At 60.9% G+C, this 24,629-nt stretch carries 22 protein-coding genes and 1 tRNA gene; 13 read left to right on the plus strand and 10 right to left on the minus strand.

Features of this window, described 5'->3' with window-relative positions; genetic code table 11:
• Window positions 1-14: 14 nt before the first annotated feature.
• From SPO_RS09725 to SPO_RS09765, 9 genes are all read left to right on the plus strand, one after another.
• Window positions 15-1,238 (plus strand): aminotransferase class V-fold PLP-dependent enzyme, encoded by a 1,224-nt coding sequence (locus SPO_RS09725; protein ID WP_011047647.1) that lies wholly within the window; start codon window positions 15-17, stop codon window positions 1,236-1,238.
• Between the two features lie 49 nt (window positions 1,239-1,287).
• Window positions 1,288-2,733: a cryptochrome/photolyase family protein gene (locus tag SPO_RS09730; protein WP_011047648.1), complete on the plus strand. Its 1,446-nt coding sequence runs from the start codon at window positions 1,288-1,290 to the stop codon at window positions 2,731-2,733.
• Window positions 2,734-2,782: 49 nt separating this feature from the next.
• Window positions 2,783-3,997 carry an SAM-dependent methyltransferase gene (locus tag SPO_RS09735; protein WP_011047649.1) on the plus strand — a complete coding sequence of 405 codons (1,215 nt, stop codon included), beginning with the start codon at window positions 2,783-2,785 and terminating at the stop codon, window positions 3,995-3,997.
• An 11-nt stretch (window positions 3,998-4,008) separates the two neighbouring features.
• Window positions 4,009-4,449, plus strand: coding sequence for a TrgA family protein (locus tag SPO_RS09740; protein ID WP_011047650.1), 441 nt, complete (start codon window positions 4,009-4,011; stop codon window positions 4,447-4,449).
• Between the two features lie 30 nt (window positions 4,450-4,479).
• On the plus strand, window positions 4,480-5,595 hold the full coding sequence (locus SPO_RS09745; protein ID WP_030003210.1) for an NUDIX domain-containing protein: 1,116 nt from the start codon (window positions 4,480-4,482) through the stop codon (window positions 5,593-5,595).
• An 84-nt stretch (window positions 5,596-5,679) separates the two neighbouring features.
• On the plus strand, window positions 5,680-6,714 hold the full coding sequence (locus SPO_RS09750; RefSeq protein ID WP_011047652.1) for a cysteine synthase A: 1,035 nt from the start codon (window positions 5,680-5,682) through the stop codon (window positions 6,712-6,714).
• A 1-nt stretch (window position 6,715) separates the two neighbouring features.
• On the plus strand, window positions 6,716-9,127 hold the full coding sequence (locus SPO_RS09755) for a DUF3772 domain-containing protein (protein WP_044028222.1): 2,412 nt from the start codon (window positions 6,716-6,718) through the stop codon (window positions 9,125-9,127).
• Window positions 9,117-9,839, plus strand: coding sequence for an alanyl-tRNA editing protein (locus tag SPO_RS09760; protein WP_011047654.1), 723 nt, complete (start codon window positions 9,117-9,119; stop codon window positions 9,837-9,839). The genes SPO_RS09755 and SPO_RS09760 overlap by 11 nt, the downstream gene beginning before the upstream one ends.
• A gap of 70 nt (window positions 9,840-9,909) precedes the next feature.
• A tRNA-Ser gene (locus tag SPO_RS09765) sits at window positions 9,910-9,999 on the plus strand.
• 193 nt (window positions 10,000-10,192) lie between these two features.
• Here SPO_RS09765 and SPO_RS23085 read toward each other — a convergent pair.
• The 9 genes from SPO_RS23085 to SPO_RS09790 all read right to left on the minus strand — a co-directional run bounded on the left by SPO_RS23085 (window position 10,193) and on the right by SPO_RS09790 (window position 19,252).
• The gene (locus tag SPO_RS23085; RefSeq protein WP_158454168.1) at window positions 10,193-10,330 is read right to left on the minus strand and encodes a hypothetical protein; all 138 of its coding nucleotides are present in this window, start codon (window positions 10,328-10,330) and stop codon (window positions 10,193-10,195) included.
• Window positions 10,331-10,373: 43 nt separating this feature from the next.
• The gene (locus tag SPO_RS09770) at window positions 10,374-11,249 is read right to left on the minus strand and encodes a hypothetical protein (protein ID WP_011047655.1); all 876 of its coding nucleotides are present in this window, start codon (window positions 11,247-11,249) and stop codon (window positions 10,374-10,376) included.
• Window positions 11,246-14,143: a class I SAM-dependent DNA methyltransferase gene (locus SPO_RS09775; protein WP_011047656.1), complete on the minus strand. Its 2,898-nt coding sequence runs from the start codon at window positions 14,141-14,143 to the stop codon at window positions 11,246-11,248. Before SPO_RS09775 ends, SPO_RS09770 begins: the two co-directional genes overlap by 4 nt.
• An 85-nt stretch (window positions 14,144-14,228) precedes the next feature.
• Window positions 14,229-14,870, minus strand: a complete 642-nt coding sequence (locus SPO_RS09780) for a hypothetical protein (RefSeq protein ID WP_044028224.1) — start codon at window positions 14,868-14,870, stop codon at window positions 14,229-14,231.
• A gap of 925 nt (window positions 14,871-15,795) precedes the next feature.
• Window positions 15,796-16,083 carry a winged helix domain-containing protein gene (locus SPO_RS22870; RefSeq protein ID WP_144083990.1) on the minus strand — a complete coding sequence of 96 codons (288 nt, stop codon included), beginning with the start codon at window positions 16,081-16,083 and terminating at the stop codon, window positions 15,796-15,798.
• Between the two features lie 97 nt (window positions 16,084-16,180).
• Window positions 16,181-16,372 carry a helix-turn-helix transcriptional regulator gene (locus SPO_RS22515; protein ID WP_011047657.1) on the minus strand — a complete coding sequence of 64 codons (192 nt, stop codon included), beginning with the start codon at window positions 16,370-16,372 and terminating at the stop codon, window positions 16,181-16,183.
• Between the two features lie 96 nt (window positions 16,373-16,468).
• Entirely contained in the window at window positions 16,469-17,128 is a 660-nt protein-coding gene (locus SPO_RS22875; RefSeq protein ID WP_144083991.1) for a hypothetical protein, read from the minus strand.
• Window positions 17,128-18,348: a tyrosine-type recombinase/integrase gene (locus SPO_RS09785; RefSeq protein ID WP_011047658.1), complete on the minus strand. Its 1,221-nt coding sequence runs from the start codon at window positions 18,346-18,348 to the stop codon at window positions 17,128-17,130. The genes SPO_RS22875 and SPO_RS09785 overlap by 1 nt, the downstream gene beginning before the upstream one ends.
• A 334-nt stretch (window positions 18,349-18,682) precedes the next feature.
• Entirely contained in the window at window positions 18,683-19,252 is a 570-nt protein-coding gene (locus tag SPO_RS09790) for a YcbK family protein (RefSeq protein WP_044028226.1), read from the minus strand.
• A 354-nt stretch (window positions 19,253-19,606) separates the two neighbouring features.
• Between SPO_RS09790 and SPO_RS09795 the strand changes: the two genes are divergently transcribed.
• From SPO_RS09795 to SPO_RS09810, 4 genes are read left to right on the plus strand one after another with little or no spacing between them, the layout of a single operon-like run.
• Complete coding sequence (locus SPO_RS09795; RefSeq protein ID WP_011047660.1) at window positions 19,607-21,220, plus strand: L,D-transpeptidase family protein; 1,614 nt, start codon at window positions 19,607-19,609, stop codon at window positions 21,218-21,220.
• Between the two features lie 34 nt (window positions 21,221-21,254).
• A complete protein-coding gene (gene lpxD, locus SPO_RS09800; RefSeq protein WP_011047661.1) occupies window positions 21,255-22,346 on the plus strand; it encodes a UDP-3-O-(3-hydroxymyristoyl)glucosamine N-acyltransferase in 1,092 nt (363 codons plus the stop codon).
• Between the two features lie 31 nt (window positions 22,347-22,377).
• Window positions 22,378-22,635 (plus strand): acyl carrier protein, encoded by a 258-nt coding sequence (locus tag SPO_RS09805; RefSeq protein WP_011047662.1) that lies wholly within the window; start codon window positions 22,378-22,380, stop codon window positions 22,633-22,635.
• An 8-nt stretch (window positions 22,636-22,643) separates the two neighbouring features.
• Window positions 22,644-23,852, plus strand: coding sequence for a beta-ketoacyl-[acyl-carrier-protein] synthase family protein (locus tag SPO_RS09810; protein WP_011047663.1), 1,209 nt, complete (start codon window positions 22,644-22,646; stop codon window positions 23,850-23,852).
• A gap of 78 nt (window positions 23,853-23,930) precedes the next feature.
• On the opposite strand, the gene SPO_RS09815 is transcribed toward SPO_RS09810, so the two are convergent.
• A complete protein-coding gene (locus SPO_RS09815) occupies window positions 23,931-24,560 on the minus strand; it encodes an invasion associated locus B family protein (RefSeq protein WP_044028228.1) in 630 nt (209 codons plus the stop codon).
• Window positions 24,561-24,629 lie beyond the last annotated feature (69 nt).

Genomic DNA, 24,629 nt, shown 5'->3' on the forward strand with positions numbered 1-24,629 from the left:
AAACGAGGGTCAAGATGGCGTTGGATATAGACTTTGTGCGCAAGCAGTTTCCCGCATTTGCCGAACCGTCGCTGCACGGTCAGGCGTTTTTCGAGAATGCGGGCGGGTCTTATACCTGCCAGCCGGTGATCGACCGGCTGACGCGGTTCTATACCCAGCGCAAGGTACAGCCCTATGCTCCCTACGAGGCAAGCCGGCTGGGCGGCGCCGAGATGGACGAGGCGCGCGCGCGCATGGCCGCGATCCTGGGGGTCGAGACCGACGAGCTGAGCTTTGGCCCCTCGACCACGCAGAACACCTATGTCCTGGCCCAGGCGTTCCGCCAATGGATGCAGCCGGGCGAGGCGATCATCGTCACCAATCAGGATCACGAGGCCAATTCCGGCCCCTGGCGGCGACTCGCCGAGGCAGGGATCGAGGTGCGTGAATGGCAGATCGACCCCGAGACCGGGCATCTGAACCCCGAGGATCTGGAGGACCTGCTGGACGAGACCGTGCGTCTGGTCTGTTTTCCCCATTGTTCGAACGTGGTGGGCGAGATCAACCCGGTGACCGAGATCACCGCCATCGCCCATGCCGCCGGCGCGTTTGTCTGTGTCGACGGGGTGTCCTATGTGCCGCATGGCTTTCCCAATGTCGGCGAACTGGGGCCGGATATCTACCTGTTCTCGGCCTACAAGACCTATGGCCCGCATCAGGGGCTGATGGTGATCCGCCGCACCCTGGGCGAGCTGCTGCCCAATCAGGGGCATTATTTCAACGCCGACTCACTTTACAAACGGTTTACCCCCGCAGGGCCGGATCATGCTCAGGTGGCGGCCTGTGCGGGCATGGCCGATTATGTCGATCAACTGGCGGCCCATCACGGGATCACCGCCACCGACGCGGCCGGGCGCGGGGCGGCGGTGCATGACCTGATGCGCGCACATGAGGTCACGTTGCTGCAACCGCTGCTCGATGCGGTGCGCGATCGCAACTCGGTCCGCCTGATCGGGCCGGACCGGGCCGAGCAACGGGCGCCGACGGTGGCACTGGCGATGAACCGCCCGGGTGAACCGGTGGCGGCAGAGCTGGCGCAACACGGTATCATGGCGGGGGGCGGCGATTTCTACGCGGTGCGCGCGCTGGCGGCGATGGGAGTCGATCCGGTGCAGGGCGTGCTGCGGCTGAGCTTTACCCATTACACCAGCAAGGACGAGATCGCGCAGCTGATCGAGGCGCTCGACCGGGTGTTGTGATCCGCCGCCGCTGTCATCTCGTACCACCAGTAACGAGATGGAGAGTGGCGTGAGCGAGACCCGAGCGATCATCTACTGGCTGCGGCGCGACCTGCGTCTTGCCGATCATCCCGGCCTTGCCGCCGCCGCGGCCAGCGGGCGGCCTGTCGTTCCGGTCTTCATCCATGATGAGAGCGTCGCGGCGCTGGGGGCGGCGCCCGCGTTCCGGCTGGGACTGGGGCTCGAGCGGTTCGGCGCCACGCTTGGCGATATGGGCAGCCGGTTGATCCTGCGGCGCGGGTCCGCGCCTGCGGTCTTGCAGGCGCTGATTGCCGAGACCGGTGCCGGGGCCGTCTGGTGGACCCGCGAATATACACCGCAGGCGATCACCCGCGACAGCGCGCTGAAGACGGCGCTGCAACAGGCTGGGATCGAGGCGCGCTCGTTCGGCGGGGCGCTGTTGTTCGAACCCTGGACGGTCGAAACCGGGGCAGGTGGCTTTTACAAGGTCTATACCCCCTTTTGGCGGGCGGTCAGCCAGCGCGAGGTGAGCGCGCCCGATCCGGCCCCCGCGCGGGTACGACCGCCCGAGGCCTGGCCGGGATCCGAGGCGCTGTCCGACTGGGGTCTGGGGGCGCCGATGCGCCGGGGCGCAGCCGTGGTCGCCACCCATCAGGCACCCGGTGAGGCGGCGGCGCTGGAGCGGCTGGACCGGTTCATCGCCACCGGGATCGGGCAGTATGACGCCTGTCGCGACCTGCCGGCCGGCGATGGCACCTCGACCCTCTCGGATGCGCTCAGCCTGGGCGAGATCGGGCCGCGCACCCTCTGGCATCGCGCCGGCGAGGCGGCACACAAGGGCGCGCAGGGCGCCGAGACATTCCTGAAACAACTGGTCTGGCGCGACTTTGCCTATCACCTGATGTATCATACCCCACATCTGCTGAGCGAGAACTGGCGTCCGGGCTGGGAGGTGTTTCCATGGGCGACGGACCCCGCTGATCCCGGCTTTGTCGCCTGGACGCGCGGGCGTACCGGTGTACCGCTGGTCGATGCCGCCATGCGCGAGATGTACGTGACCGGCCGCATGCATAATCGCGCCCGGATGATCGCCGCAAGTTATCTGACCAAGCATCTGATGGTGCACTGGAAACTGGGGATGGACTGGTTTGCCGATTGCCTGACCGACTGGGACCCGGCGGCCAATGCGATGGGCTGGCAATGGGTGGCGGGATGTGGCCCCGATGCGGCGCCCTATTTCCGCATCTTCAACCCCGAGACGCAGGCGAAGAAATTCGACCCGAAGGGCCGCTATCGCAATCACTGGATCGCCGAGGGGCAGGCCGAACCGCCCCGGGCCGCGCTATCCTATTTCGACGCGGTGCCGCGCAGCTGGAACCTGCGGCCCGACGCGAGCTATCCACCGCCCATCATGGCGCTGGATCAGGGCCGTAGACGGGCTCTGAGCGCCTATGCAAGCGCGTTTTCGCAAGGGTCTGACGGAAAACTTGCCTGAGTCGCCAACGCGTCCTAACCTGTCGTTTGAACCGCAACGGGAGGGGCGGATGATCCTGACGTCAACAGAGGGGCAGGAGGGCCTGCCCAGATATTTTCCTCAGGTGATGAAGATGCTTGCCAGGATGCAGGCCGGGCGGCTCGACATCGCCTTGCCTGACGGGCGGGTGTTTCGCTCGGAAGGACCCGAGCCGGGGCCGGTGGCCCGGGTCGATATCCACGATACCGACGTGTTTGCCCGGCTGATCCGCGAGGGCGAGCTGGGATTCTCGGACGCCTATCTGGAGCAGGATTGGAGCACACCCGACCTGCGCGCCTTCATGGATCTGGTGCATCAGGGCGAGGAGACGGTTTATGACGGGTTCACCGGCCAGTTCCTGGCCCGTGCCTATGAGCGGCTGCGGTTCTGGCTGCAACGCAATCACCGCAAGCAGGCGAAGAAGAACATCTCGTACCATTACGACCTGGGCAATGATTTCTACGCGCTCTGGCTGGACGAGACGATGACCTATTCCAGCGCTCTGTTCGAGACCGGGCAGGAAAGCCTGGAAAAGGCGCAAGAGGCGAAATATGCCAGCCTGCTGGACGAGATGGGCGCGCAACCGGGCGATCACATCCTGGAAATCGGATGCGGTTGGGGCGGTTTTGCGGAATACGCCGCACGTCAGCGCGGGATGCGGGTCACCGGGTTGACCATCAGTCAGGAGCAGTTCAAGTTCGCCAGGGAGCGTATTGAAAAAGCGGGGCTTTCCGATCAAGTCCATTTCAAGCTTCAGGACTATCGCGACGAGACCGGCAGTTATGATGGCATCGCCTCGATCGAAATGTTCGAAGCGGTGGGGGAGAAATACTGGCCGGTCTATTTCGATACCGTGCGCGCACGTCTGAAACCGGGCAAACGGGCGACGCTCCAAATCATCACGGTGGCGGACCGCCGCTGGGAGATATATCGCAACGGCGTCGATTTCATCCAGAAATACATCTTTCCCGGCGGCATGCTGCCGGCGCCGGGCATCCTGCGCGAGCAGGTGGCGCGGGCGGGGCTGGAGTTTGTGCAATCCAGGGAATTCGGCAAGAGCTATGATCTGACGCTCAGGCGCTGGTACGAGACCTTCAACGACAAATGGGACCAGGTGGCCGAGCTGGGTTTCGACGACCGGTTCCGGCGGATGTGGAATTTCTATCTGACCTCCTGCGGTGCGGCCTTTGACACCGGTACCTGCGATGTGACACAGATGACAGTGGCCCGCCCGAACCACAGCTGAGACCATCGCCCATGCCCACAGCCGCCCGTCTTGTCGCCGCCTTTTGCCTTGCGCTGCTGGCGTTTATCGTATCCGAACAGGTCAAGCCGCAGCTGCCCGAAGGCACCGATTTCGGCTATTTCAACTGGGTCAACACGGGGCTGGGCATTCTTTGCGGCTGGGTCATCATGGGGCCGCGTGCCGGGCGTGGGGCCGTCAGCGGCATCAACAACGGGCTGACCGGGGTTGGCGCGCTCGTGTTCTGGGGGCTGTTCGTGCATGGCACCTACGAGATGTTCCGCCTTGCCATGCGCAACCGCTATGACGGCCCGTTCGATGCGCTGCTGGCGATCTTCGAGGAAGCGGTCGAATTCGGCAGCGCCCTGCTGGTTTCCCATATTCTGGTGACGCTGGTGATCGGGGCGGTTATATCTGGGCTGGCCACCGATTTTGCCTGGAGACGGTGGCGCTGATTGCGTTTCCATCAAAGGATTGAGATTTTCGTGACTGATTTATTCTTCTACGGCACGCTGCGCCATGCGCCGCTGCTGGAGGTTGTTCTGGGCACGACCGACCCCCGGCCAGAGATTACCGCCGCCAGCCTGCCCGATCACGCCGTTTTCAGTATTCAGGGCCAGCCATTTCCAATGATTCAGACGGCCCCGGGTGCCCGGGCCGAGGGGCTGCTGGTGCGTGGTTTGACCCCGCTGCAGCTTGACCGGCTGAATTTCTACGAGGGCGGGTTCGCCTATGACCTGCAAGCGGTCGAGGTGACGCTGCCCACGGGCGGTTCCGCCAAGGCCCAGGTCTTCTTCCCGCAAGAGGGGCTTTGGAGCCCCGAGGCGCCCTGGCATCTGGCGGACTGGGTCGCTGAATGGGCGCCGCTCAGCCTGCATGCGGCGGCCGAAGTGATGGATTTCCACGGACGCCTGACCCCGGAGCAAGTCGGCCGCAGCTTTCCGGCGATCCGGCTGCGCGCTGCGGCCCGGCTGGCGGCAGCGGCTCGCCCGGCCGACCCCGCCCGCGATCTGTCCCGCGATGTGGTGGTGGAACGCTACAGCCGGGCCTATGTCAACTACTTCGGCCTCGACGAGATCGATATTCGCTTTCGCCGCAATGACGGCACCATGAGCGATTGTCTGAACCGGGGCGCCTTGGTGACGGGGCAAGTGACGATCGTCTTGCCCTATGATCCGGTTCGCGATCAGGTCCTGCTGGTCGAACAGTTCCGCGTACCCGTCTATATGATCGGTGATCCCGCGCCCTGGATGCTGGAGGCGGTGGCCGGCATGATCGACCCGGGCGAAACCCCGGAACAGGCGGCCGAGCGCGAGCTGCTGGAAGAGGCCCATCTGACTGCCTATCGGCTGGAACCCGCGGGCAAGGCCTATTCTTCCTGCGGGTCGTCGACGCAGTTTTCCCATCTGTTCCTGGCCCTGGCCGATATCCGCACCGAGACCGACAGCGGAGGGCTGGCCAGCGAGGGTGAGGATATCCGGACCGTCATCCTGTCCTTTGACGCGCTGATGGAGCTGATCGACACCCAGCAGATCAAGGATCTTGGTCTGGTTGCGGTTGCGAACTGGCTGGCGCGGCATCGCGATCGTCTGCGCGGCTGATCGCGCCGACGCGCGGTTCCTTGCTTGAGGTCGGGGGCGTGCAGGGCTACATCGGTTGCAACAGGACAAGTTTGTGAGGGCGACATGCGCATTGCACGCGATCTGGCCGAGGCCGTTGGACATACCCCGCTGATCCGGCTGCGCCGGGTCAGCGAAGAGACCGGATGCGAGATCTATGGCAAGGCCGAGTTCATGAACCCGGGCCAGTCGGTCAAGGACCGTGCCGCGCTGTACATCATCCGCGACGCCATTGCGCGCGGCGAGTTGCAGCCGGGTGGCACCATCGTCGAGGGCACCGCCGGCAATACCGGTATCGGCCTGGCGCTGGTTGGCGCCTCGATGGGGTTCAAGACGGTGATCGTGATCCCCGAGACCCAATCCGAGGAAAAGAAGGACATGCTGCGCCTGGCGGGGGCCGAACTGGTGCAGGTGCCCGCCGCGCCCTATCGCAACCCCAACAACTTTGTGCGCTATTCCGAGCGTCTGGCGCGGGAACTGGCCAAGACCGAGCCCAATGGCGCGATCTGGGCCAATCAGTTCGACAATACCGCCAACCGGCAGGCCCATGTGGAAACCACTGGCCCCGAGATCTGGGAGCAGACCGGTGGCAAGGTCGACGGGTTCGTCGCGGCGGTCGGCTCGGGCGGAACGCTGGCGGGCGTGGCCGAGGCATTGCAGCCCAAGGGCGTCAAGATCGGTCTGGCCGACCCGATGGGCGCGGCCCTGTTCAGCTATTACACCACCGGCGAACTGGCGATGGAGGGCGGCTCGATCGCCGAGGGGATCGGCCAGGTGCGCATCACCCGGAACCTCGAAGGGTTCAAACCCGATTTCGCCTATCAGGTGCCCGATGCCGAGGCGCTGCCCTATATCTTTGACCTGCTGCGGCAGGAGGGGCTGGTGATGGGCGGCTCGACCGCGATCAACATCGCCGGCGCGGTGCGCATGGCGCGCGAGATGGGGCCGGGCCATACCATCGTCACCGTGCTGTGCGATTACGGCACCCGCTATCAGTCGAAACTGTTCAATCCCGATTTCCTGCGCGAAAAGGACTTGCCCGTGCCCGAGTGGATGAGCCGCGCGCCCAGCTCGATCCCGGGTGTGTTCGAGGACGTCTGACATGGCTCTGGGCCGCATGTTGCGGGTGGTCCTGAGCGCGGTGCTGCTGCTGGCGGCCACCGCGCTTTCGGCCCAGCTTAGCGACGAAAGCCGCGCCTATTACGAACGCTGGGTGCGCACCGCTGAGCGCGCCGAAGATGTTATCAAAGCCAATCGCGCCTCGCAGGCAGCATTCGAACAATTGCGTTTTGAAATAAGGGGGTATCGCGACACCTTCAACCGCGTCCGGGGCGAGAATTCGGATCGGATCAAGACGCTTGAGGCGCAGATTTCCGCGCTGGGGCCAAAGCCGGGCGATGGCGAGGCCGAGGCCGAGGATATTTCCAGGCTGCGCACCCATCTGAACGACCAGCTGGCCCGGTTGACGGTACCGCGCATCATTTCGGAAGAGGCCTATAGCCGGGCCAACGGGCTGATCAACGAGATCGACCGGATCGTGCGCGCCCGCGACACCAAGGAACTGCTGCGGCGCGGACCCTCGCCGCTCAACCCCGAATACTGGACCGACGCCTGGAAGGATATCGAACAGGCGATGCGGGCGCTGGCCAACGAGGTCGCGTTCAACATCCGCTCGGACGTGGTGCGCGAGCGGCTCAGGATCAATGGCCCCGGCATCCTGCTGCTCAGCGTGGTGGGGCTGGTGTTCCTGGCGCGCGGGCGCAAATGGTCCGAGCGGGCGGGCGATTTCCTGCGTTCGCTGGGCGGGGTCGGCACCGGGGTCTGGTCGTTCGTGGTGTCGCTGCTCAGGATCCTGATCCCCTGGATCGGGGTCATGTTCCTGGTCTCGGCGCTTGAGATGATGGATATCACCGGGCTGCGCGGCGCCATCCTGCTGGAGCAGGTGCCCTATTGGGCGGCGGCGATCCTCTATTTCAACTGGATCGGCCGTCAGGTCTATCTGTTCAACGCCAGCACCGGGTTCCGCCATCTGAGCGAGGCCCAGGTGCGGGTGGCACGTATATGTGTCGATCTGCTGGCGGTGATGCTGGTTCTGCATGACATGGTGGTGCTGTTCGAACGGATCGAGAACATCCCCGAGGCAACCCGCGCCGTCGCCGGTTTCCCGGTGATCGTGATGACCGCGCTGCTGTTGCTGCGGCTGCAGCGGGTGCGGGTACAGGGGCAGGCCCGAAACGCCGCCCTGGACGGAAGCGAGACCACCCGCAGCGGGGCCGGGTTCAGCCGCATGGTCGGTTTCCTCAGGCGCGCGCTTTATCTGCTGGGCATCGCCTCGCCGTTGCTGGCAGCGGTCGGCTATAACAACGCGGCCGAGGCGCTGGTCTATCCGGCGGTAAAGACACTGGCGCTGATCGCGGTGATGGTGATCCTTCAGCGGTTCCTGACCAATGTCTATGGCTGGCTGACCCGCAAGGGGGACGACGCGCGCGATTCGCTGTTCTCGGTCATCCTCGGCTTTGCCCTGGCGCTGGTGGCGCTGCCGTTGCTGGCCCTTTATTGGGGCGCGCGCGAGGCAGAGCTGACCGAGATCTGGGCGCGCATCATGATGGGCTTCGATATCGGTGGGGTCACCATCTCGCCCTCGAACTTCATGACCTTCGCGCTGGTCTTTGCCGTCGGCTATACCATAACCCGGCTGTTGCAGGGGGGCTTGCGCAATTCGCTGCTGCCCAAGACGCGGATCGACCCGGGCGGCCAGAACGCCATCGTGGCCGGCACCGGCTATTTGGGCATCTTTCTGGCGGCGCTGCTGGCAATCACCATGGCCGGGTTCGACCTGTCCTCGCTGGCCATTGTCGCCGGTGCACTGTCGGTCGGGATCGGTTTCGGCCTGCAGACCATCGTGTCCAACTTCGTCTCGGGCATCATCCTGCTGATCGAGCGGCCGATCTCCAAGGGCGACTGGATCGATGTCAACGGGCAGATGGGTTATGTGCGCGACATCTCGGTGCGCTCGACCCGGATCGAGACCTTTGACCGGACCGATGTGATCATCCCCAACTCGGATCTGATCAGCGGCAGCGTCACCAACTATACTCGTGGCAATACCGTGGGGCGGGTGATCGTGCCGGTGGGCGTGGCCTATGGCACCGATACCCGCAAGGTCGAGGCGATCCTGCGCGAGATCGCCGAGGCGCATCCGATGGTGCTGGCCAATCCTGCGCCCAACGTGGTGTTCCAGCGCTTCGGCGCGGATTCGCTCGATTTCGAGATCCGGGCCATCCTGCGAGATGTGAACTGGGTGCTGTCAGTGAAATCCGACATGAACCACGAGATCAACCGCCGCTTCGCGGAAGAGGGGATCGAGATACCCTTTGCCCAGCGTGATGTGTGGCTGCGCAACCCCGAGGCGCTGAGCGGCAAGACCCCGCCCCCCGCCGCGCCCGCCGCGGCGAGCAAGGCCGCCACGCTGACAGAGGGCGATATGGATGGTGGAGCCGCAGATGACTACTGAACCGCTTTTTCTGCAGGATGCCTATCTGCGGCAGGCCCCGGCCCGGGTGATCGGCCATACCGACGAGGGGGGCGTTATCCTGGACCGCTCGCTGTTCTATGCGACCGGCGGTGGCCAACCGGGCGACAGCGGCCTGCTCCGCTGGGACGGTGGAGAGATGACGGTCGCCACCACGATCAAGGCGGGCGAGGGCGCCATTGCGGTGCTCCCGGCCGAGGGCGCCACCCCGCCACCCATCGGCACCGAGGTGATACAAGAACTCGACTGGGAGCGGCGCCATGCCCATATGCGGGTTCATACCGCGCTGCATCTTCTGTCGGTGGTGATCCCGCTCGAGGTGTCGGGCGGCGCCATCGCGGCGGACAAGGGGCGGCTCGACTTCAACATGCCAGAGGCCCCCGAGGACAAGGCAGCGCTGGAACAGGCCTTGCAGGCGCTGATCGAGCGCGACCTGGCGGTCAGCGAGGATTGGATCACCGATGCGGAGCTGGATGCCAATCCGGCGCTGGTCAAGACCATGTCGGTCTCACCCCCGCGCGGCAGCGGCCGGGTGCGGCTGGTGCGGATCGGGCAGGGCGCCGATCAGGTCGATCTGCAACCCTGCGGCGGCACCCATGTGGCCCGGACCGGCGAAATCGGCCCTGTAAGGCTGGGCAAGATCGAAAAGAAGGGCCGCCAGAACCGCCGCGTCTATCTGCACCTGGACGGGTAGCAACAGGGGTGTAGATAACGGGAAAAACCCCCTTGCAAATCCGGGCGTGATAGTCGAAACACCCCGTCACGGACAGTTGGCCGAGTGGTCGAAGGCGCACGCCTGGAAAGTGTGTAGGCGGGGAACCGTCTCGAGGGTTCGAATCCCTCACTGTCCGCCATAAACATGAAAATAATTATTACTTTTCAATTCACTAGGTGATATTCTTCTGTATCTGCCCCCCAATTTGACCGCCATTTGCTTTTGAGTTGATCAGCTTGCTTACCGGCAACAAAGATCAAAATGGTTGCAGCTAATACGGCGATAGCTGCTCCGAAAATCTTGAAAACTTCCCAGATACGACGCGCGCCGCCTCATTCCAGCCAATCAATAGCGTCTTCGGCAGATTCTTCGAGCACGGCGTCTGAGGTCGCCTTCCTGCCAAGCCCCACATCCACTATCCTTTTGTCGCGGCGTCGCTCTCGGGCGGTGTTTTTCCGTTTGGTCTTCATCGCAGGCTCCGCCTAGTCAAAAGCTTTCCCCGTGTAAGCTCAATCACCCTTCACGGTAGGAGCGGGCTTTCTCAATCAAGTCTTGGAACAACCCTTTATGCACTTTGAAGTCTGCATCGGTCACCCTGATACGGTAGTTGCCCCACCGGGTGGCGTATTCCAGCGTTTCGATGCCAACGTCTTCGAGCAACGCGTCAACTTCATCTGAGCGGGGCAGCTTGGGTTCGAACAGCACAAAGGCTTTCTTCGGGCGGAACGCGACGTAGTTGTTCGCACGGCCTTCCTTGATCAGCCCAACGTAGAACTTGTTGTATTTCAACTCGCTCTCGGGGTCGCCTTCCTTCACCAATTCGAACATCCGGTCCATCAACGCCACCGTCTTCGGTGTGCCTTTATCCTTTTCCCAATAAGCGCGGTCTGTGGGGGCACTAATGGCGTCTTCGTCTTCGTCCACCAAGCCGCGTTGCAATTCGTCCAGCACCTTGGTGAACACCAACGTGACATGGTCGCCCACCTCGAAGACTTGCATCTGGATGGCGATGATGGGTATCGCGCCGTTGAACAGGGATACGACGTTCAGGAAACGGCTGGTGATGTTCTCGGCCACCAGCACGGCGCAATGTTCGTATTGCGGATAGCGTTTGCGTTCGATGTCCCAATATTCGATTGACCGAATGATGTGGGTTTCATCTGTTGCGCCTAGTTGCAGTTCGACCTCATAGCGTTTGTAGGTTTCGGGGTCTTGCAGCAGCAAATCCAAGCGCCCAGCGCGGCTCTGGATGCGTTCGCGGTCGCGCAGCACGAGGTCACCCAACCCAAGGATGGACGGGTCGTCAGCGATTATGTCCTGTACCCAGTTTTCCGAATACACCGGATGGTTCTTGAGCGAGATGCGTTTGGGGCGGGTGTAGGCGGTCATGCTTTCTCCTTCGCTGCGCGCTCTTGGTTGAGCTTGAACAGGCGGGCCAGGATTTCGTCTTCGGTCAGCACGCCCGCGCGCCAGTCGTCGCCCCAGCCGTAGGCTTCGGCCACCGCTTCGTCTAACGCCTTGTGGGCGTGGTCGAGCCATGCGGGGCGGGCGTTGTAGAGGTTCGTCAGGGTGCGTTTCTTGAGTTCCTTGGCGGCGGCGTCGTTCTTGGGAAGGATGCGGTCGGGGTAGCCGGAAACGACCTCTGGCACGCGGTCCACCAGATCGGCGGGGTTGAGCCAGTTTTCCCGAAACTCGTTTAGGCGCTTGGCGGCGGCGGCGATTTTGATGGCGCGGGGGGCATCGGCATACTCGTCGGCGGGGATGTTGGGGGTGAGGCCTTCGGGGAAGGGAAAGGTTTCGAAGGTGGTAGAGGGGGTGTAGCGGGGGTCGTTACCCACCCCAAGGAAAGTGCCCATACGCAGTGACCAGAGTTCATGAAAACTGGAATGCAGAATGCCGAAGGTGGTTTCATCGTCGCGGGCCACTATGAACGTGGCGCTATCTGCAAGTGCATTTGAGTCAAGCCATACGAATATTCTGTGTTTTCCAACACGCGGTGTAACAATAAATCGGGAAAGTCTACTTACCGCATTTTTGAGCGCTGCTCCTGATCTTCGATGCAGCCACCAGTCCTGACGTCTTACAATCCGGCGCTTCGATTTCCGCTCATAGCTTTCGTAGGCTTGTTCAAGCCATGAATAGACCGCTTCGAACAATGCGGCCTCTTCCTTCGTGCGGAAGTCAGAGAAGTCTATCGCATAACGTTCTGGTTGCCGCTTCAGAATATTGTTCCCATTTAGAATTCTCCGGATAACTCGTGTGTTGGGTAGCCCGTTGGGATTCAGAGGCTTTGTAGCAAGTGCTTCGAAATCCGCCTGCGAAAATTCAAATGGACCGCCGGTTTCAATGCCCCGGATGCAAACACCTTTATTTTCTGAAATTCGAGATGATTTTGTAAGATCAAACCCGGCAGCGTTTGCAGTTAAATCAGAAAGAATTTTATCCACAACTTTGCCATTTAACTTGGGGTGAGACGGCAGTTTGCTTCCAAAGCAAATCATAGATACACGCACTGCTGCGCCCTCTACTGTCCATGCTTCGTCCGACCATGCATCAAAAATTCCGCCATGTTCGGCAATCGGTTTTAGGACAGTCCTATTTGCACCACCGCGAATAGAGTTCGTTGCCACAAGTCCAGCACGACTTAGGTCTCCGCATTGCATCTGTGACCAAGCTTTGGCGAACCAATAGGTAACAAGGTCTGCGGCTCCCGGCATTTCCGGCCAAGCATCGCGCAATGCAATTGTGTAATCTTCCCCTAGTTCTTCTCCCATTTTGTAGACGCCCAAAAACGGGGGGTTCCCGACAACCACATCCGCCTTCGGCCAGTCCGCCCGCGTCCCGTCCGGGTTCAACACCGCGTCCCGGTTCTCAATCGTCTTAAGGGACCGCAAGATCGGGTTCTTCGCCGCCTCGAATCCGTTGCGGCGCATCCATTGGATTTCGCCAATCCAGACTGACACGCGGGCCAGTTCCGCCGCATAGGCGCTGAGTTCGATGCCCAGCACAACCTCGGGGCCGATTTGCGGGAACCCTCGGGGCAGGCCCAGCGCCTCGGCCTCTAGGTTCACCCGATGTTCGATGTTCTTGAGTTCCAGAAGCGCGATGTAGAGGAAGTTGCCAGACCCACAGGCCGGGTCCAGCACACGGAACGCCTTGAGCCGGTCCAGAAACGCTTGGTGCAGCGCCTCGGCCTTGTCCAGCGCGCGGGTGCGGGCGGCCTTCTGCGACGTGCTGAGAAGCTTGTCCTTCGTCGCCTTGGGGGCTTTGTCGATCAGGTCTTCGATCTGGGCTTTCACCTCGGCCCATTCGGCCAAGAGCGGTTCGACAATGACCGGGTTCACGATCTGCATGATCTTGTCGCGGTCGGTGTAATGCGCGCCCAACTGGCTGCGCTTGGCCGGGTCCAACCCGCGTTCGAACAAGGTGCCAAGGATGGACGGGTCAATGTCGGACCAGTCCAGATGTGCCGCGCGAATGAGGTCGTCTAAGTCTTCCCATTCCAGCGGCAGCACGTCGTCATTGTCGAACAGGCCGCCGTTGAACCAGTCCACCTTTTCGAAGCCCACAAGCCCGCCGTCTTTCATAGCTGCAAAGAGCGCCTTGGCGTGGATGGCAAAGCTGGCGGGGTCAGGGCGCGCGGCCTTGATCATCCGCTCGAACATCTTGTTCGGCAAAAGCTCCACATCCTCGGCAAACATGCAGAACACCAGACGGTTGACGAAATGCGCCACCTGTTGCGCGTCGTGGCCACGTTCCCGGAGACGCTGGGCAAGGTTGGCAAAGTTCTGTGCCGCCTGTTCGGTAACAAGTTGCCGGGTCTTGGAGGGCTTGAAGACGTCGGGGTTGAGAAAAGCGTTGCGTAGCTTGTCACGGTTGGCGGCGTCCTTGAGGTCGTCCAGTGTAAGGGTGTGCACCTGCTGCACCGTGTTGGTCCAGTTGGTGTGGATGCGTATCACATCCATGTCCGACACGATCAGAAGCGGCGGGTTCTCCAGCGCGATGGCGTATTGCAAGAGCTGGTCAAACGCCTTGTCCAGATTGGCGCGCTTGCCCTTGTATTCCCACGCAAAGCAATCCTTGCGCCAGACGTCCGCCCAGCCTTCGCCGCCACTTGTCTTGGACGCTCCTTTTTCGAAGGTGAACCACTCGCCCTTGGGGTCTGCGGTTGTCGGGTCTTCGATGTCCAGAAGGCGGCACAGGTCAATGAAATGCGACTGGGATGCGGACCGTTCCTTGAGTTCGGTGTTGCGCCATTTGGTGATGAAATCTTGGGGCGTCATGGATGGTCCTAGCAGTTCCGCGCCCGCCCAATAGACGCATGGTTGTTGCTGGCGTCAACTGTAGCGTGAGTGGATTGCCATGCGGTCAGGTGTCGAAATACATCCTGAGTTCGGCGTCGCTGAGAAGGTGGCGATATTTGCTGAGAAAAGCTTGGTTCGCTTGATCCTCGCACCACTGAATCTCCCAACGTTTCCGCTGATACGTCCGTTGCCACATGCCCTTCGGTTTCGGCGCTATCCAATGCGCTGTTCCCGGTTCTCCGCCCAGCGCGATGCGCAGTTTGTTTGCGCGGCGCAACATGCGGTCATAGCGCGGTTCTGACTGGCTGCTATAAGCGACATTGTAGCAATGACGACAGAGAAAGTAGCGCCCGCCTGAAAATAGCTTCCCAACGCGGCGTCCGCAAGCGCGACCGTTCACGACGCCGGGGCAAATGAAATAGGGCCGCTTATTCCCGTAGTTGCAGGGCGTGTAGGTGAGCCGGGTCGGTTGTTCGATGCTCTCCCATTCGCCGCCATAGAGGCGAACGCGGTAATCTAAGACAAAACGCCCTTCCTCGGCACGGTAGCCAATGCGAGAGATTTCTTCGCCATTTCGTGACCAAACCCAGTTGCCCATTCTGCCGGGTTCAAGACATCCTTCCCGGTGAAGGCGGTTCACGTCCAGCGAACGGCAATCCTCCGCCTTTTGCTTGTGACCGGGTCGTCCTGAGCCGTATCCACCCATGATTTAGCCTCCGATTTTTCCGAAATTATTAGTGAAATTTAGCCTTATCGGTGTGCTTCGAGTGTCAGTTTGTCTGCATTTTCTGAATTGAGGAGGTGCGCGCGTTCCGATTGGTCGGGTTGGTGCGTTGTGTCGCTTGACGAAGGGGATACCCCCCTTTCCCGCGCAGATATTGCAAACGCAGGGGACCAACAGGTTTTCACCGGAACGCTTCAAGGAATGACATACCCCCCTCCGTGCGTTTCAATCTGCCTATGGCTAGATGTATAAATGTCCTGTTTTTTGTGACGCCTATCCCGCGAAATCGGCCTTCGGCGTCACAGTATTTGTGACGGTTCTTCACTTCACCACCCTAAGTTTGCCCTTGGTGTCACAGTCAGTGTGACGGGCTGGCACAGACTTTGTGCGGGGCTTTTGGATTTGCCGCCATGACGCGAAGTCTTTGGACGGGGTTTTCATGTCGTCGGTTGGCAACTCTGTCAGCCTCCAATGCGATGTCTGGCCAACACCAGATGGGCCAAGATGTGGTGCTTGCGTCATCGCGATAAAACCCCGCGCTTCCAATACTTTGAACCACGCGCCGACTGTGTTGCGATGTACGTTCAACAACTTGGATGCTTCCCGGTGGCTCAGGGTGATGCGCCCGTTGTTTGATCCGGTGTAGCGGCGCTTCAATTCGATGTAGAGCGCCCTTGGTCCGGGGGCCAGGGTTGCCCATGCTTCTGTCTTTTGGAACCACTCATGGAGTTGGACGAAATGCCCAACTCCCTTCTTGTGGTGCTTGTATGATTTGCGCGCCACTAGTGTTTGCCTTCGAACAATTCACCAAGTGTCCGCGCCCAATGGTTTGGCAAGTTGTGTTTGTAGATCAGGTGACGCTCAAATTCGCTGGGCGTGTCGTGGCGGGTTGTACGGCGTGCTGAGGTCATTGTGCCACCTCTGCGCCCAGAGCTTTGATCTGGACGTCACAGGCGAGCCTATAACGCGCATGTTGGCCGGGATAGGGACCGTGGTGTGGTTCCATCTCTGTGTCGATCTGGATGCCCCGTTCGCGCAATCGGTGAACGTAAGCAGACCATCGCGGTGCAGGGCGGTCGATGGTGGCGACACCTTGCACACCTGCCATCGAAAGTTGGGTCATTGCCCAGCCCATACGGCCATCAAGTTCAAACGTGCGGGGTGGTTCGCTCAAGAGCGTTACTTCAATTCTCATCTTACTGAATCCTGTACTTTGGGAGTTCAGCGCGGTATCTGGAAGGTGTTCAAGCTACCCAGCGCCCGCGCCAGTTTCGAAACTGCGTGGGCGTTGTTTATTCTGCGCCCTTGGATGTCGGACGGTTTGCCAGCCACGCCTCGATTGCACTTTGAGGCCAAGCGACCGCGCGCTTTCCGATGCGAACGGGGCGTGGAAAATCCCCTGCGTCCATCATTGCATAGATGCTGCTTCGACTGAGACCTGTTACCGCTTCGACGGCGTGGCGGCGGAGATGATTTTCTGCCATCTTCGTTCCTCTTAGAATTGTTCACACCACCGTAGACTTGCTTAGAATGTCAGTCAGAAATAGTAGTCAAGATTTACTTTTCGTTTCGATACAGTGTCAGGATTTGTTGGCTGCTGGCTTGCGGCCCGGCCTTGAGATAGCTGGCCTTAACTCGCGCGCCAAATTCCAAGCAAACCGGAATTGGCGTACGCTATGTGTCGGTGCTAAGGACCTTTTTACGTCGTCAAATTTTGTTAACGCGTTACTATCGAACAGAGCCACAATTTCACCTGCTAGTCTCCTTGGCGATAGGTCTTTAACGCTATCCGAATATTCTGTAGTCGGTCGAGAACTATCCAAAAAGTGCTCTGGGGCTTTATCTAGCTCATCAAAAAATTCATCGAAGTCTTTCTTCTGAAATATGATCGGTAGGTGCAAGAACGGGCCATACCTCAAGCGTAATTCTTCTTTAGAAATAGAGACTTCTTGGTGTCTTGGTGAATGAGCCGAACCCACTGTGCCTATCATTAGGTCGATGTGTTCATTGAGATTGTCGAAGTGATCTTCGGGTAAAACCAAAGTTCTCGATGCGGGAAGTACTGTCCCGTTTGGCAAGCAAACTGCCACCTCAGGTGTCTCTTGAATAAAGAGCCATGTCACCTCGAAATTTTCATCGCCTGTGAAATTATATTGCCCAATGCGACCTCTCTCCCGAAAAGCCGCGCTGATTAAATAAAAGACCTCGTACAGGCTGATCCAACCGCTAGGTGCAAACATCAAGCTATCCGTGCCATGCTTCCAAGGTTCGAGCTTATATATGATGCCCAACGCTCCATGAGCTTCCGTCGCTTCTCAAAAAAGTCCGACCGTGCATAGGCCGCCTCAGCCTTGTCCTTCAAAACATGCGCCAACGCGGCCTCTGATACATCGCGCGGCGTGTTGGTCCGTTCTTGCGCCCATGTCTTGAACGAGGTGCGGAACCCGTGGACGTCCACATCATAGCCCAGCGCCTTGGTCAGTTTGAGCAAGGTCATGTCAGACAACGGTTTTCCGATTTTAGTCCCCGGAAAAACCAGACCTTCACCCGTGCAGAGTTCGCGCGCTTCTATCAGGATTTCCAACGCGCGTGGCGAAAGTGGAACCCTATGCTCTTTCTTCGATTTCATGCGTTCGGCGGGGCGCGTCCAGATGCCTTGTTCAAGGTCGAACTCTGACCACTCCGCTTTGCGCACCTCACTTGAGCGGGATGCGGTCAACACGACCAGTTCCAGCGCCAGCTTGGTAAAGTCGCCCGCATCCGAGGCTTTCAAGGTCTCAAGGAACTCTGGCACTTTGTCATAGGGCAGGGCCTTGCGGTGTTGCTGCGTGTCGATCTGCTTTGGCAGGGCTTGCGAAATCGCCTCTGCCGGATTGTCCGTCCGCCATCCGTTTGCGATGGCCCATTTCATCACAGTGCCGATGCGCTGGCGGACGCGTCGCGCGGTTTCAGGCTTTTCGAGCCAGATGGGTTGCAGGACTGCCAGCACATCAGCAGTGGCGACTTCGGACACCTTGAGTTTCCCGATGCGCGGGAAGGTGTAGGTTTCTAAAGTAGAGATGAATTGAGCGGCGTGTTTCTTGTTGCGCCATGTCGGTTCGTGGATCTTGTGAACCTTGCGGGCCGCTTCCTCGAATGTCAGAAGCGCCTGAGCGGTGCGTTTGGCTTGAAGTGGGTCTCCACCCGCCCGCGCCAGCTTGCGGTTCTGTAAGGCAGTCTCACTCGCCTCGGCCAAGCTGACTAATGACGCGCTGCCCATACCAATCTCGGTGCGCTTGCCACGAATGACGATGCGCTGAACCCAACGCTTTGCGCCTGTGTCGTCCACCTTGAGAAAGAGGCCGTGACCGTCCGTGTATTTTCCAGGTTTGGTGACTGTGCGGACAAATGCGGCTGACAAGGCTTTTTCAGCCCGCTTGCTTTGTGCCTTGCGTTGGATTTTCTGATTTCCGTCCGCCATAGCGTCCCCCATTATTGACAGGAATATGGGGGACGGCTTTGGAGCATACAAGACGCATTTGCAACTTAAGTACCTGTAACATAGTCATTTATAGACTTCACTGGAACTTAGGTGGGCGGACTCACTGTCCGCCATCACCTCTTCAAAAAACAGGCTTTGTAAGGGTGTTTTGCGCCTTGCGACGTTGCTTGGGCTGGTTGCCGATATCGGGTCCTCTTTGCCTCGATCACGGCGCGGCGACGGACAGGCATCGTGACGGTGCCGCGCGGCAAAAGAAAACCCCCGGACCGGCGGCACGGGGGGCTGCATTCAGATGCACGAGGGGGGGGGGCGGTCAGCCGCCCCAGGAGCGGACCTCGCCGCAATCCATATGCACGAAATTCGAGCGGTAGTATTTGCCAACGCCACCGGCGCGACAGGCGATCGCGGCATTGGCCATTTGGCTGACCGAACGCGACGCCAAACGCAGATCGGCCGCCTGGCCCTGCATGTGCAGCGAGTTGCGGGCCACCCCGCGCGAGCGGCTGCGCAGCATGGCGTTCGTCTGCGGGCTGCGATAGCCCGACAGCAGCATATAAGGCTCGTTCACATCCATCAGGTTATGAGCGGCGGCCATGATGTCGACGGTGCGCAGATCCATGGATTTGACCTGATCCACACGCCAGTCGCGCATGAAGTAATTGATCTCTTTCACCGCGTCCTTGATGTAGTCGCCGTCGATCCAGTACACCATGTCGATGCGCTCGCCGGTGCGGCCCGAATACATGCGGATGCGGCGGATATCGCCACCACCACGCAGGAACCCCGCTGCCATCGAGTAGGTAGGGGCAGCGGCCACTGCTGTTGCGGTGAAGGCTCGTAGAAGTGCGCGCCGAGTAAGGCCCGTCGAGTTGCTCTGAGTCATGTGACTGTTTCGTCCCGTACGTCGTCCTGCCTGCACACGATGTTACGTGTACATTGTTAATAACCATCCCCCGGTTGCGCATTTGTATGGCACAGGGGGATTCGTTCGCCAAGTTTTCTTTCAGAATGTGTCATCCAAGGGGGAATTTTCGGCAGTTTTTCGCCCAAACAGGTGATGCGCATGCAGCAATTCGCTGGCAGGGCGCGGCCTCAGGCGATGCATCCGCGCATCAGCCCAGCGGATTTGTCATCCGTTGATGCGATTGTGAATGGACATTTTCCCCTGTTTTTCTTGAAGATCTGTACAGATTAACGTCATTGAACGTTGTTAACCGCATTTGCTCAGGACCTCATCATGCCGCATCTCAAACGCCCTGCCATTCGTCTCACGCTGACAGCCCTGCTGCTTGCAGGTGTGGCGGTGTTGGCGTCACCCGGTACGGCAGATGCGCAGGTTACCGCCTATAAACAGGCGGTTGCCGAGGCGAGTTATGGTGAAGACGGGGTCGCCGCCTTTTACCGCAAGAACGGCTATCAGCCGGTCTGGACGGGCGAAGGGGCCGAATTCACCGCCCGCCGCATTGCCCTGATCGAGGCACTGAGCATGGCCGATGTGCACGGCCTGCCCGCGGGGCGTTATGACATCAACGGGCTGAAGGCGCAGATGGCCGCCGCCCGCACCACCCGCGACATGGGTCTGGTCGAGGTGGCGCTGAGCCGCGAATTCGCCCGGTTCGCCCGCGACTTGCAAACCGGGCTGCTGACCCCCTCGCAGATCGACGACGGTATGGTCCGGGTTGTCGAGCGCCGCGGCGCCGAGGCCTATCTGAGCGAGTTGCAGGCTGCCGAGCCCGGCCGCTATATGCGCATGCTGGCCCCGAATACGAGCCAGTACCGTGCCCTGCTGAAGCTGAAACTGGACCTGGAACAGGCGCTGGCCACCGGTGGCTGGGGCCCGACCGTTGCTGGCGGCAAGCTGGCGCCGGGTGACGGCGGTCCTCGGGTCGTGGCCCTGCGCAACCGGCTGATCGCCATGGGATTCATGGATCGCAGCGCGGTGGCCAGTTATGACGGAACGCTGCAAAAGGCCGTGCAGGCGTTTCAGCTGGCGCATGGGCTCGAAGCCGATGGGGTGGCAGGCGACGGAACGCTCGACGAGATCAACAAATCGGTCGCCGACCGGCTGAAATCGGTGATCGTGGCGCTGGAGCGCGAGCGCTGGCTGCCGCGCGATCGTGGCGAGCGCCATATCCTGGTCAACCAGACCGATTTCACCGCCAAGATCGTCGATCATGGCCGCGTCACCTTTGAAACCCGCTCGGTCATCGGCAAGAATGTGAGCGATCGGCGCAGCCCTGAATTCTCGGATGAGATGGAGCATATGGTGATCAACCCGAGCTGGTATGTGCCGCGCTCGATCATCACCAAGGAATATCTGCCGAAGCTGCGGGCAAACCCGAATGCGGTGCGGCATCTTGAAATCACGGACAGCCGTGGCCGTCAGGTCAATCGCGGAGCTGTGGATTTCAGCCAGTTTTCCAGCCGCAGCTTTCCCTTTGCCATGCGCCAGCCGCCGGGCAAGAGCAACGCGCTGGGGCTGGTGAAGTTCATGTTCCCCAACAAATACAACATTTACCTGCATGACACGCCGCAAAAGGATCTGTTCGCGCGCGAGGTGCGGGCCTATTCGCATGGCTGTATTCGCCTGGCGCAACCCTTTGAATTTGCCTATGCGCTGCTGGCACTGCAAGAGGCCGATCCGAAATCCTTCTTTCATAACGTGCTGAACACCGGTCGCGAGACCAAGGTCGATCTGGAACGCCATGTTCCGGTGCACATCATCTATCGCACGGCGGTGGTCGATGACCGGGGGCAGGCGGGCTATCGCCGTGACGTTTACGGGCGTGACGCAAAGATTTGGGAGGCGCTCAGCCGGGCAGGGGTGGTTCTGACCGCGGTTCAGGGTTAAATCCACGGGGCCAACCACAAGAAGCAGGCCCCAGATGAGCTATTCCATTTCGCAGATCGCCAAGGCCCTCGGAGCCGAGGCCGCAGGCAACCTTGACCTGACCGTCACGGGCGCGGCCGAACCGGGCGATGCCGGGCACGACCAGCTGGCGCTGGCCATGTCGCCGAAATATGCCGAGGCACTGGCCAAGGGCGGTGCACGCGCCGCGATCCTTTGGCCCGGTGCCGCCTGGCAGGCGATGGGGCTTGAGGCGGCGATCTTTGCCGCGCGCCCGCGTCTGGCCATGGCCGGGCTGACTGCCATGCTCGACCCCGGTCAGGGCGTGGCATCGGGGATCCACCCCTCGGCGGTGATCGACCCCAGTGCGGAAATTGGCGCCGATGTCAGCATTGGTCCGCTCACCGTGGTGGGCGCGCGGGCCAGGATCGGCGCCGGCTCGGTGATTGGGCCGCATTGCGTGATCGGCATGGATGCTGTGCTGGGTGAGGGCGCCTGGCTGCGCGAGATGGTCAGCATTGGCGCCCGCGCCACCATCGGTGCACGTTTCATCGCCCAGCCCGGTGCGCGGATCGGTGGCGACGGATTCTCCTTTGTCACCCCCGAGGTCTCGGGCGCCGAGAATGCCCGCAAGACGATGGGCGATCAGGGCGAAGCCAAGGCCCAGGCCTGGACCCGCATCCACTCGCTGGGCGCGGTCGAGATCGGCGATGATGTCGAGGTCGGTGCAAATTGTACCGTCGATAACGGAACCATTCGCAACACCTGCATCGGCGATGGCAGCAAGCTCGACAACCTCGTGCATGTGGGCCACAACACCCGCATCGGGCGCGACTGTCTGCTGTGTGGCCAGACCGGCGTGTCGGGCTCGGTCGAGATCGGCAACAATGTGGTTCTGGGCGGTCAGACCGGGGTGGTCGACAATATCTATATCGGTGACGGGGTGATTGCGGGCGGCGGCTCCAAGATCCTTTCGAACGTGCCGGCGGGGCGGGTGATCATGGGATATCCCGCGGTGAAGATGGATCTGCATACCGAGATCTACAAGGCGCAGCGCCGGCTGCCCCGTCTGCTGCGCGACATTTCTGCGCTGAAAAAGGCGGTTTCCAAACCGGGACCGAGCGAGTAAATCAGCGCCAGACAGAACCCAGAGGATCGACATGAGCATCAGCGACCGTGTTATCGCCATCATCGCCGAGCAGGCCGTGCTGGAGCCATCTGACGTCAGCCCCGAAAGCACGCTTGAGGATCTGGGCATCGACAGCCTGGGCCTTGTGGAAAGCATCTTTGCCATCGAAGAGGAATTCGACATCTCGATCCCCTTCAATGCCAACGAACCCAGCCAGAGCGATTTCGACATCTCGAACGTGGCCGCGATTATCGCGGGCATCGAGAAACTGGTGTCGGAAAAGGTCTGACCGCGCCCATGAAACGGGTCGTTATCACCGGGGCCGGCACCATCAACGCGCTGGGGCACTCGGTACCCGAGACGCTGACCGCGATGCGCGAGGGGAAATGCGGCATCGGCGAACTGGAGTTTCGCGATGTCGATCGGCTGGCCATCCGCATCGGTGGCCAGGTCCGCGGATTCGAGGCCGAAGGCCGGTTCAACCGCCAGCAGATGTCTCTCTATGACCGGTTCACCCAATTCACCCTGACCGCCGCCAAAGAGGCGATCGACCAGGCCGGGTTGGCCTTCCACGGTGAACTGGCGGCGAAATCGGGGGTGGTGCTGGGCACGGCCGGCGGCGGCGTCAGCACCTGGGACGAGAATTACCGCTCCGTCTATGAAGAGGGCAAGAACCGGGTCCATCCCTTTGTCGTGCCCAAGCTGATGAACAACGCGGCCGCCAGCCATGTGTCGATGGAACATAACCTCAAGGGGCCGTCCTTTACCGTCTCGACCGCCTGCGCCTCGTCGAATCACGCGATGGCACAGGCCTTTTCCATGGTGCGCAGCGGCATGGCGCCGGTGATGATCACCGGCGGCTCGGAATCGATGCTGTGTTTTGGCGGGGTCAAGGCCTGGGAAGGGCTGCGGGTGATGTCCAAGGACGCTTGCCGCCCGTTCAGCGCCAACCGCAACGGCATGGTCCAGGGCGAGGGCGCCGGTATCTTCGTGTTCGAAGAATACGAACATGCCAAGGCGCGCGGCGCCGAGATCCTGTGCGAAGTGGCGGGTTTTGCCATGTCCTCGGATGCGGCCGATATCGTGATGCCCTCGAAACAGGGGGCGGCGCGGGCGATGGCGGGGGCATTGGCCGATGCGCGCATCAACCCGGGCGAGGTCGGCTATATCAACGCCCATGGCACCGGAACGGCGGCCAATGACAAGACCGAATGCGCCGCGGTGGCCGATGTGTTCGGCCGTCATGCCGACAGCCTGATGATTTCCTCGACCAAATCGATGCATGGCCACCTGATCGGCGGTACCGGCGCGGTGGAGTTGCTGGCCTGTATCATGGCGCTGCGCGACTGGGTGATCGCGCCCACGATCGGTTATGAAGAGCCTGACCCCGAATGCGCACTGGACGTGGTCCCCAACGAGGCGCGCGAGGCCAAGGTGGATGTGGCGCTCAGCAACGCCTTTGCCTTTGGCGGGTTGAACGCGGTTCTGGCCCTGCGCAAGGTTTGATCCTCAAGCCACTGTTTAAAAAGGAAAAGGCCGCCGGGTTCGATTGAACCGGCGGCCTTTGTCTGTCTTTGGCAGGGATCAGTTGTTGCTGACCACATCCACCTTGTCATAACTGGCGGTGAAGCCTTTCAGCGACAGATCCAGCGACACGGTCTGATCGGGCGCAGGTGCGGGAACCAGCGACACGGTGGCCTTGGCGCCCTTCTTCATCGCGTCGATATCGGTCTGGGTCAGGCCGATCTGGGCAACGCAGCCGATCGGGTTGCAGAACGAGTAGTTGTAGCGCTTACCCGGCGCCCCGTCGATCGAGATGGTCAACTGAGCGGGCAGCAGGGTTTCCAGCGGCACGATCACGGTTGCCCCGGCCACGGCGACCCCGCCATCCTCGAGTCGGAACATCGAGAATTCGGCCATCGGGTTCCCCTTGGCATCGGTCAGGATCTGCAGCATCGAACAGGGGTCGGTCTCGGCCTCGGTCTTGATACAGGCCATATCCCAATCGCCGATCTTCTCTTTCGAGTAGCGCTGGCCCAACTGGGGCGCGCCATCGGCGGGGGTGCCCAGATCAAGAAGCTGATCCGCGGTTTTCGGTTCTTCCTGCGCGGGGGCAGGCGCGGTTTCGGTCTGGGTGGTGGTATCCTGCGCCATCGCGGCGCCAGTCAGCGCCAGCAGGGCGGCGGCGGACAGGGAAATGAGGGTCTTGGTCATGAATGCCTCGTCAAAAAGATGAGCTGCTCGGCCCTCGTCTATCACGACTGTCTGACGCTGTCAGGGTCA

Origin of the sequence: Ruegeria pomeroyi DSS-3 (assembly GCF_000011965.2) — a bacterium.
GTDB lineage: Bacteria > Pseudomonadota > Alphaproteobacteria > Rhodobacterales > Rhodobacteraceae > Ruegeria_B > Ruegeria_B pomeroyi.

Bases quoted from the DNA above. Each gene is read 5' to 3' on its own strand.
- SPO_RS09805 (WP_011047662.1), top strand. From the start codon at position 22,378: ATGAGCATCAGCGACCGTGTTATCGCCATCATCGCCGAGCAGGCCGTG.
- SPO_RS09760 (WP_011047654.1), top strand. From the start codon at position 9,117: ATGACTACTGAACCGCTTTTTCTGCAGGATGCCTATCTGCGGCAGGCC.
- SPO_RS09750 (WP_011047652.1), top strand. From the start codon at position 5,680: ATGCGCATTGCACGCGATCTGGCCGAGGCCGTTGGACATACCCCGCTG.
- SPO_RS09740 (WP_011047650.1), top strand. From the start codon at position 4,009: ATGCCCACAGCCGCCCGTCTTGTCGCCGCCTTTTGCCTTGCGCTGCTG.
- SPO_RS23085 (WP_158454168.1), bottom strand. From the start codon at position 10,330: ATGAAGACCAAACGGAAAAACACCGCCCGAGAGCGACGCCGCGACAAA.
- SPO_RS09790 (WP_044028226.1), bottom strand. From the start codon at position 19,252: ATGACTCAGAGCAACTCGACGGGCCTTACTCGGCGCGCACTTCTACGA.
- SPO_RS09780 (WP_044028224.1), bottom strand. From the start codon at position 14,870: ATGGGTGGATACGGCTCAGGACGACCCGGTCACAAGCAAAAGGCGGAG.
- SPO_RS22875 (WP_144083991.1), bottom strand. From the start codon at position 17,128: ATGTTTGCACCTAGCGGTTGGATCAGCCTGTACGAGGTCTTTTATTTA.
- SPO_RS09815 (WP_044028228.1), bottom strand. From the start codon at position 24,560: ATGACCAAGACCCTCATTTCCCTGTCCGCCGCCGCCCTGCTGGCGCTG.
- SPO_RS09775 (WP_011047656.1), bottom strand. From the start codon at position 14,143: ATGACGCCCCAAGATTTCATCACCAAATGGCGCAACACCGAACTCAAG.
- SPO_RS09725 (WP_011047647.1), top strand. From the start codon at position 15: ATGGCGTTGGATATAGACTTTGTGCGCAAGCAGTTTCCCGCATTTGCC.
- SPO_RS09770 (WP_011047655.1), bottom strand. From the start codon at position 11,249: ATGACCGCCTACACCCGCCCCAAACGCATCTCGCTCAAGAACCATCCG.
- SPO_RS22870 (WP_144083990.1), bottom strand. From the start codon at position 16,083: ATGAGAATTGAAGTAACGCTCTTGAGCGAACCACCCCGCACGTTTGAA.
- SPO_RS09795 (WP_011047660.1), top strand. From the start codon at position 19,607: ATGCCGCATCTCAAACGCCCTGCCATTCGTCTCACGCTGACAGCCCTG.
- SPO_RS09785 (WP_011047658.1), bottom strand. From the start codon at position 18,348: ATGGCGGACGGAAATCAGAAAATCCAACGCAAGGCACAAAGCAAGCGG.
- SPO_RS22515 (WP_011047657.1), bottom strand. From the start codon at position 16,372: ATGGCAGAAAATCATCTCCGCCGCCACGCCGTCGAAGCGGTAACAGGT.
- SPO_RS09755 (WP_044028222.1), top strand. From the start codon at position 6,716: ATGGCTCTGGGCCGCATGTTGCGGGTGGTCCTGAGCGCGGTGCTGCTG.
- lpxD (WP_011047661.1), top strand. From the start codon at position 21,255: ATGAGCTATTCCATTTCGCAGATCGCCAAGGCCCTCGGAGCCGAGGCC.
- SPO_RS09810 (WP_011047663.1), top strand. From the start codon at position 22,644: ATGAAACGGGTCGTTATCACCGGGGCCGGCACCATCAACGCGCTGGGG.
- SPO_RS09735 (WP_011047649.1), top strand. From the start codon at position 2,783: ATGATCCTGACGTCAACAGAGGGGCAGGAGGGCCTGCCCAGATATTTT.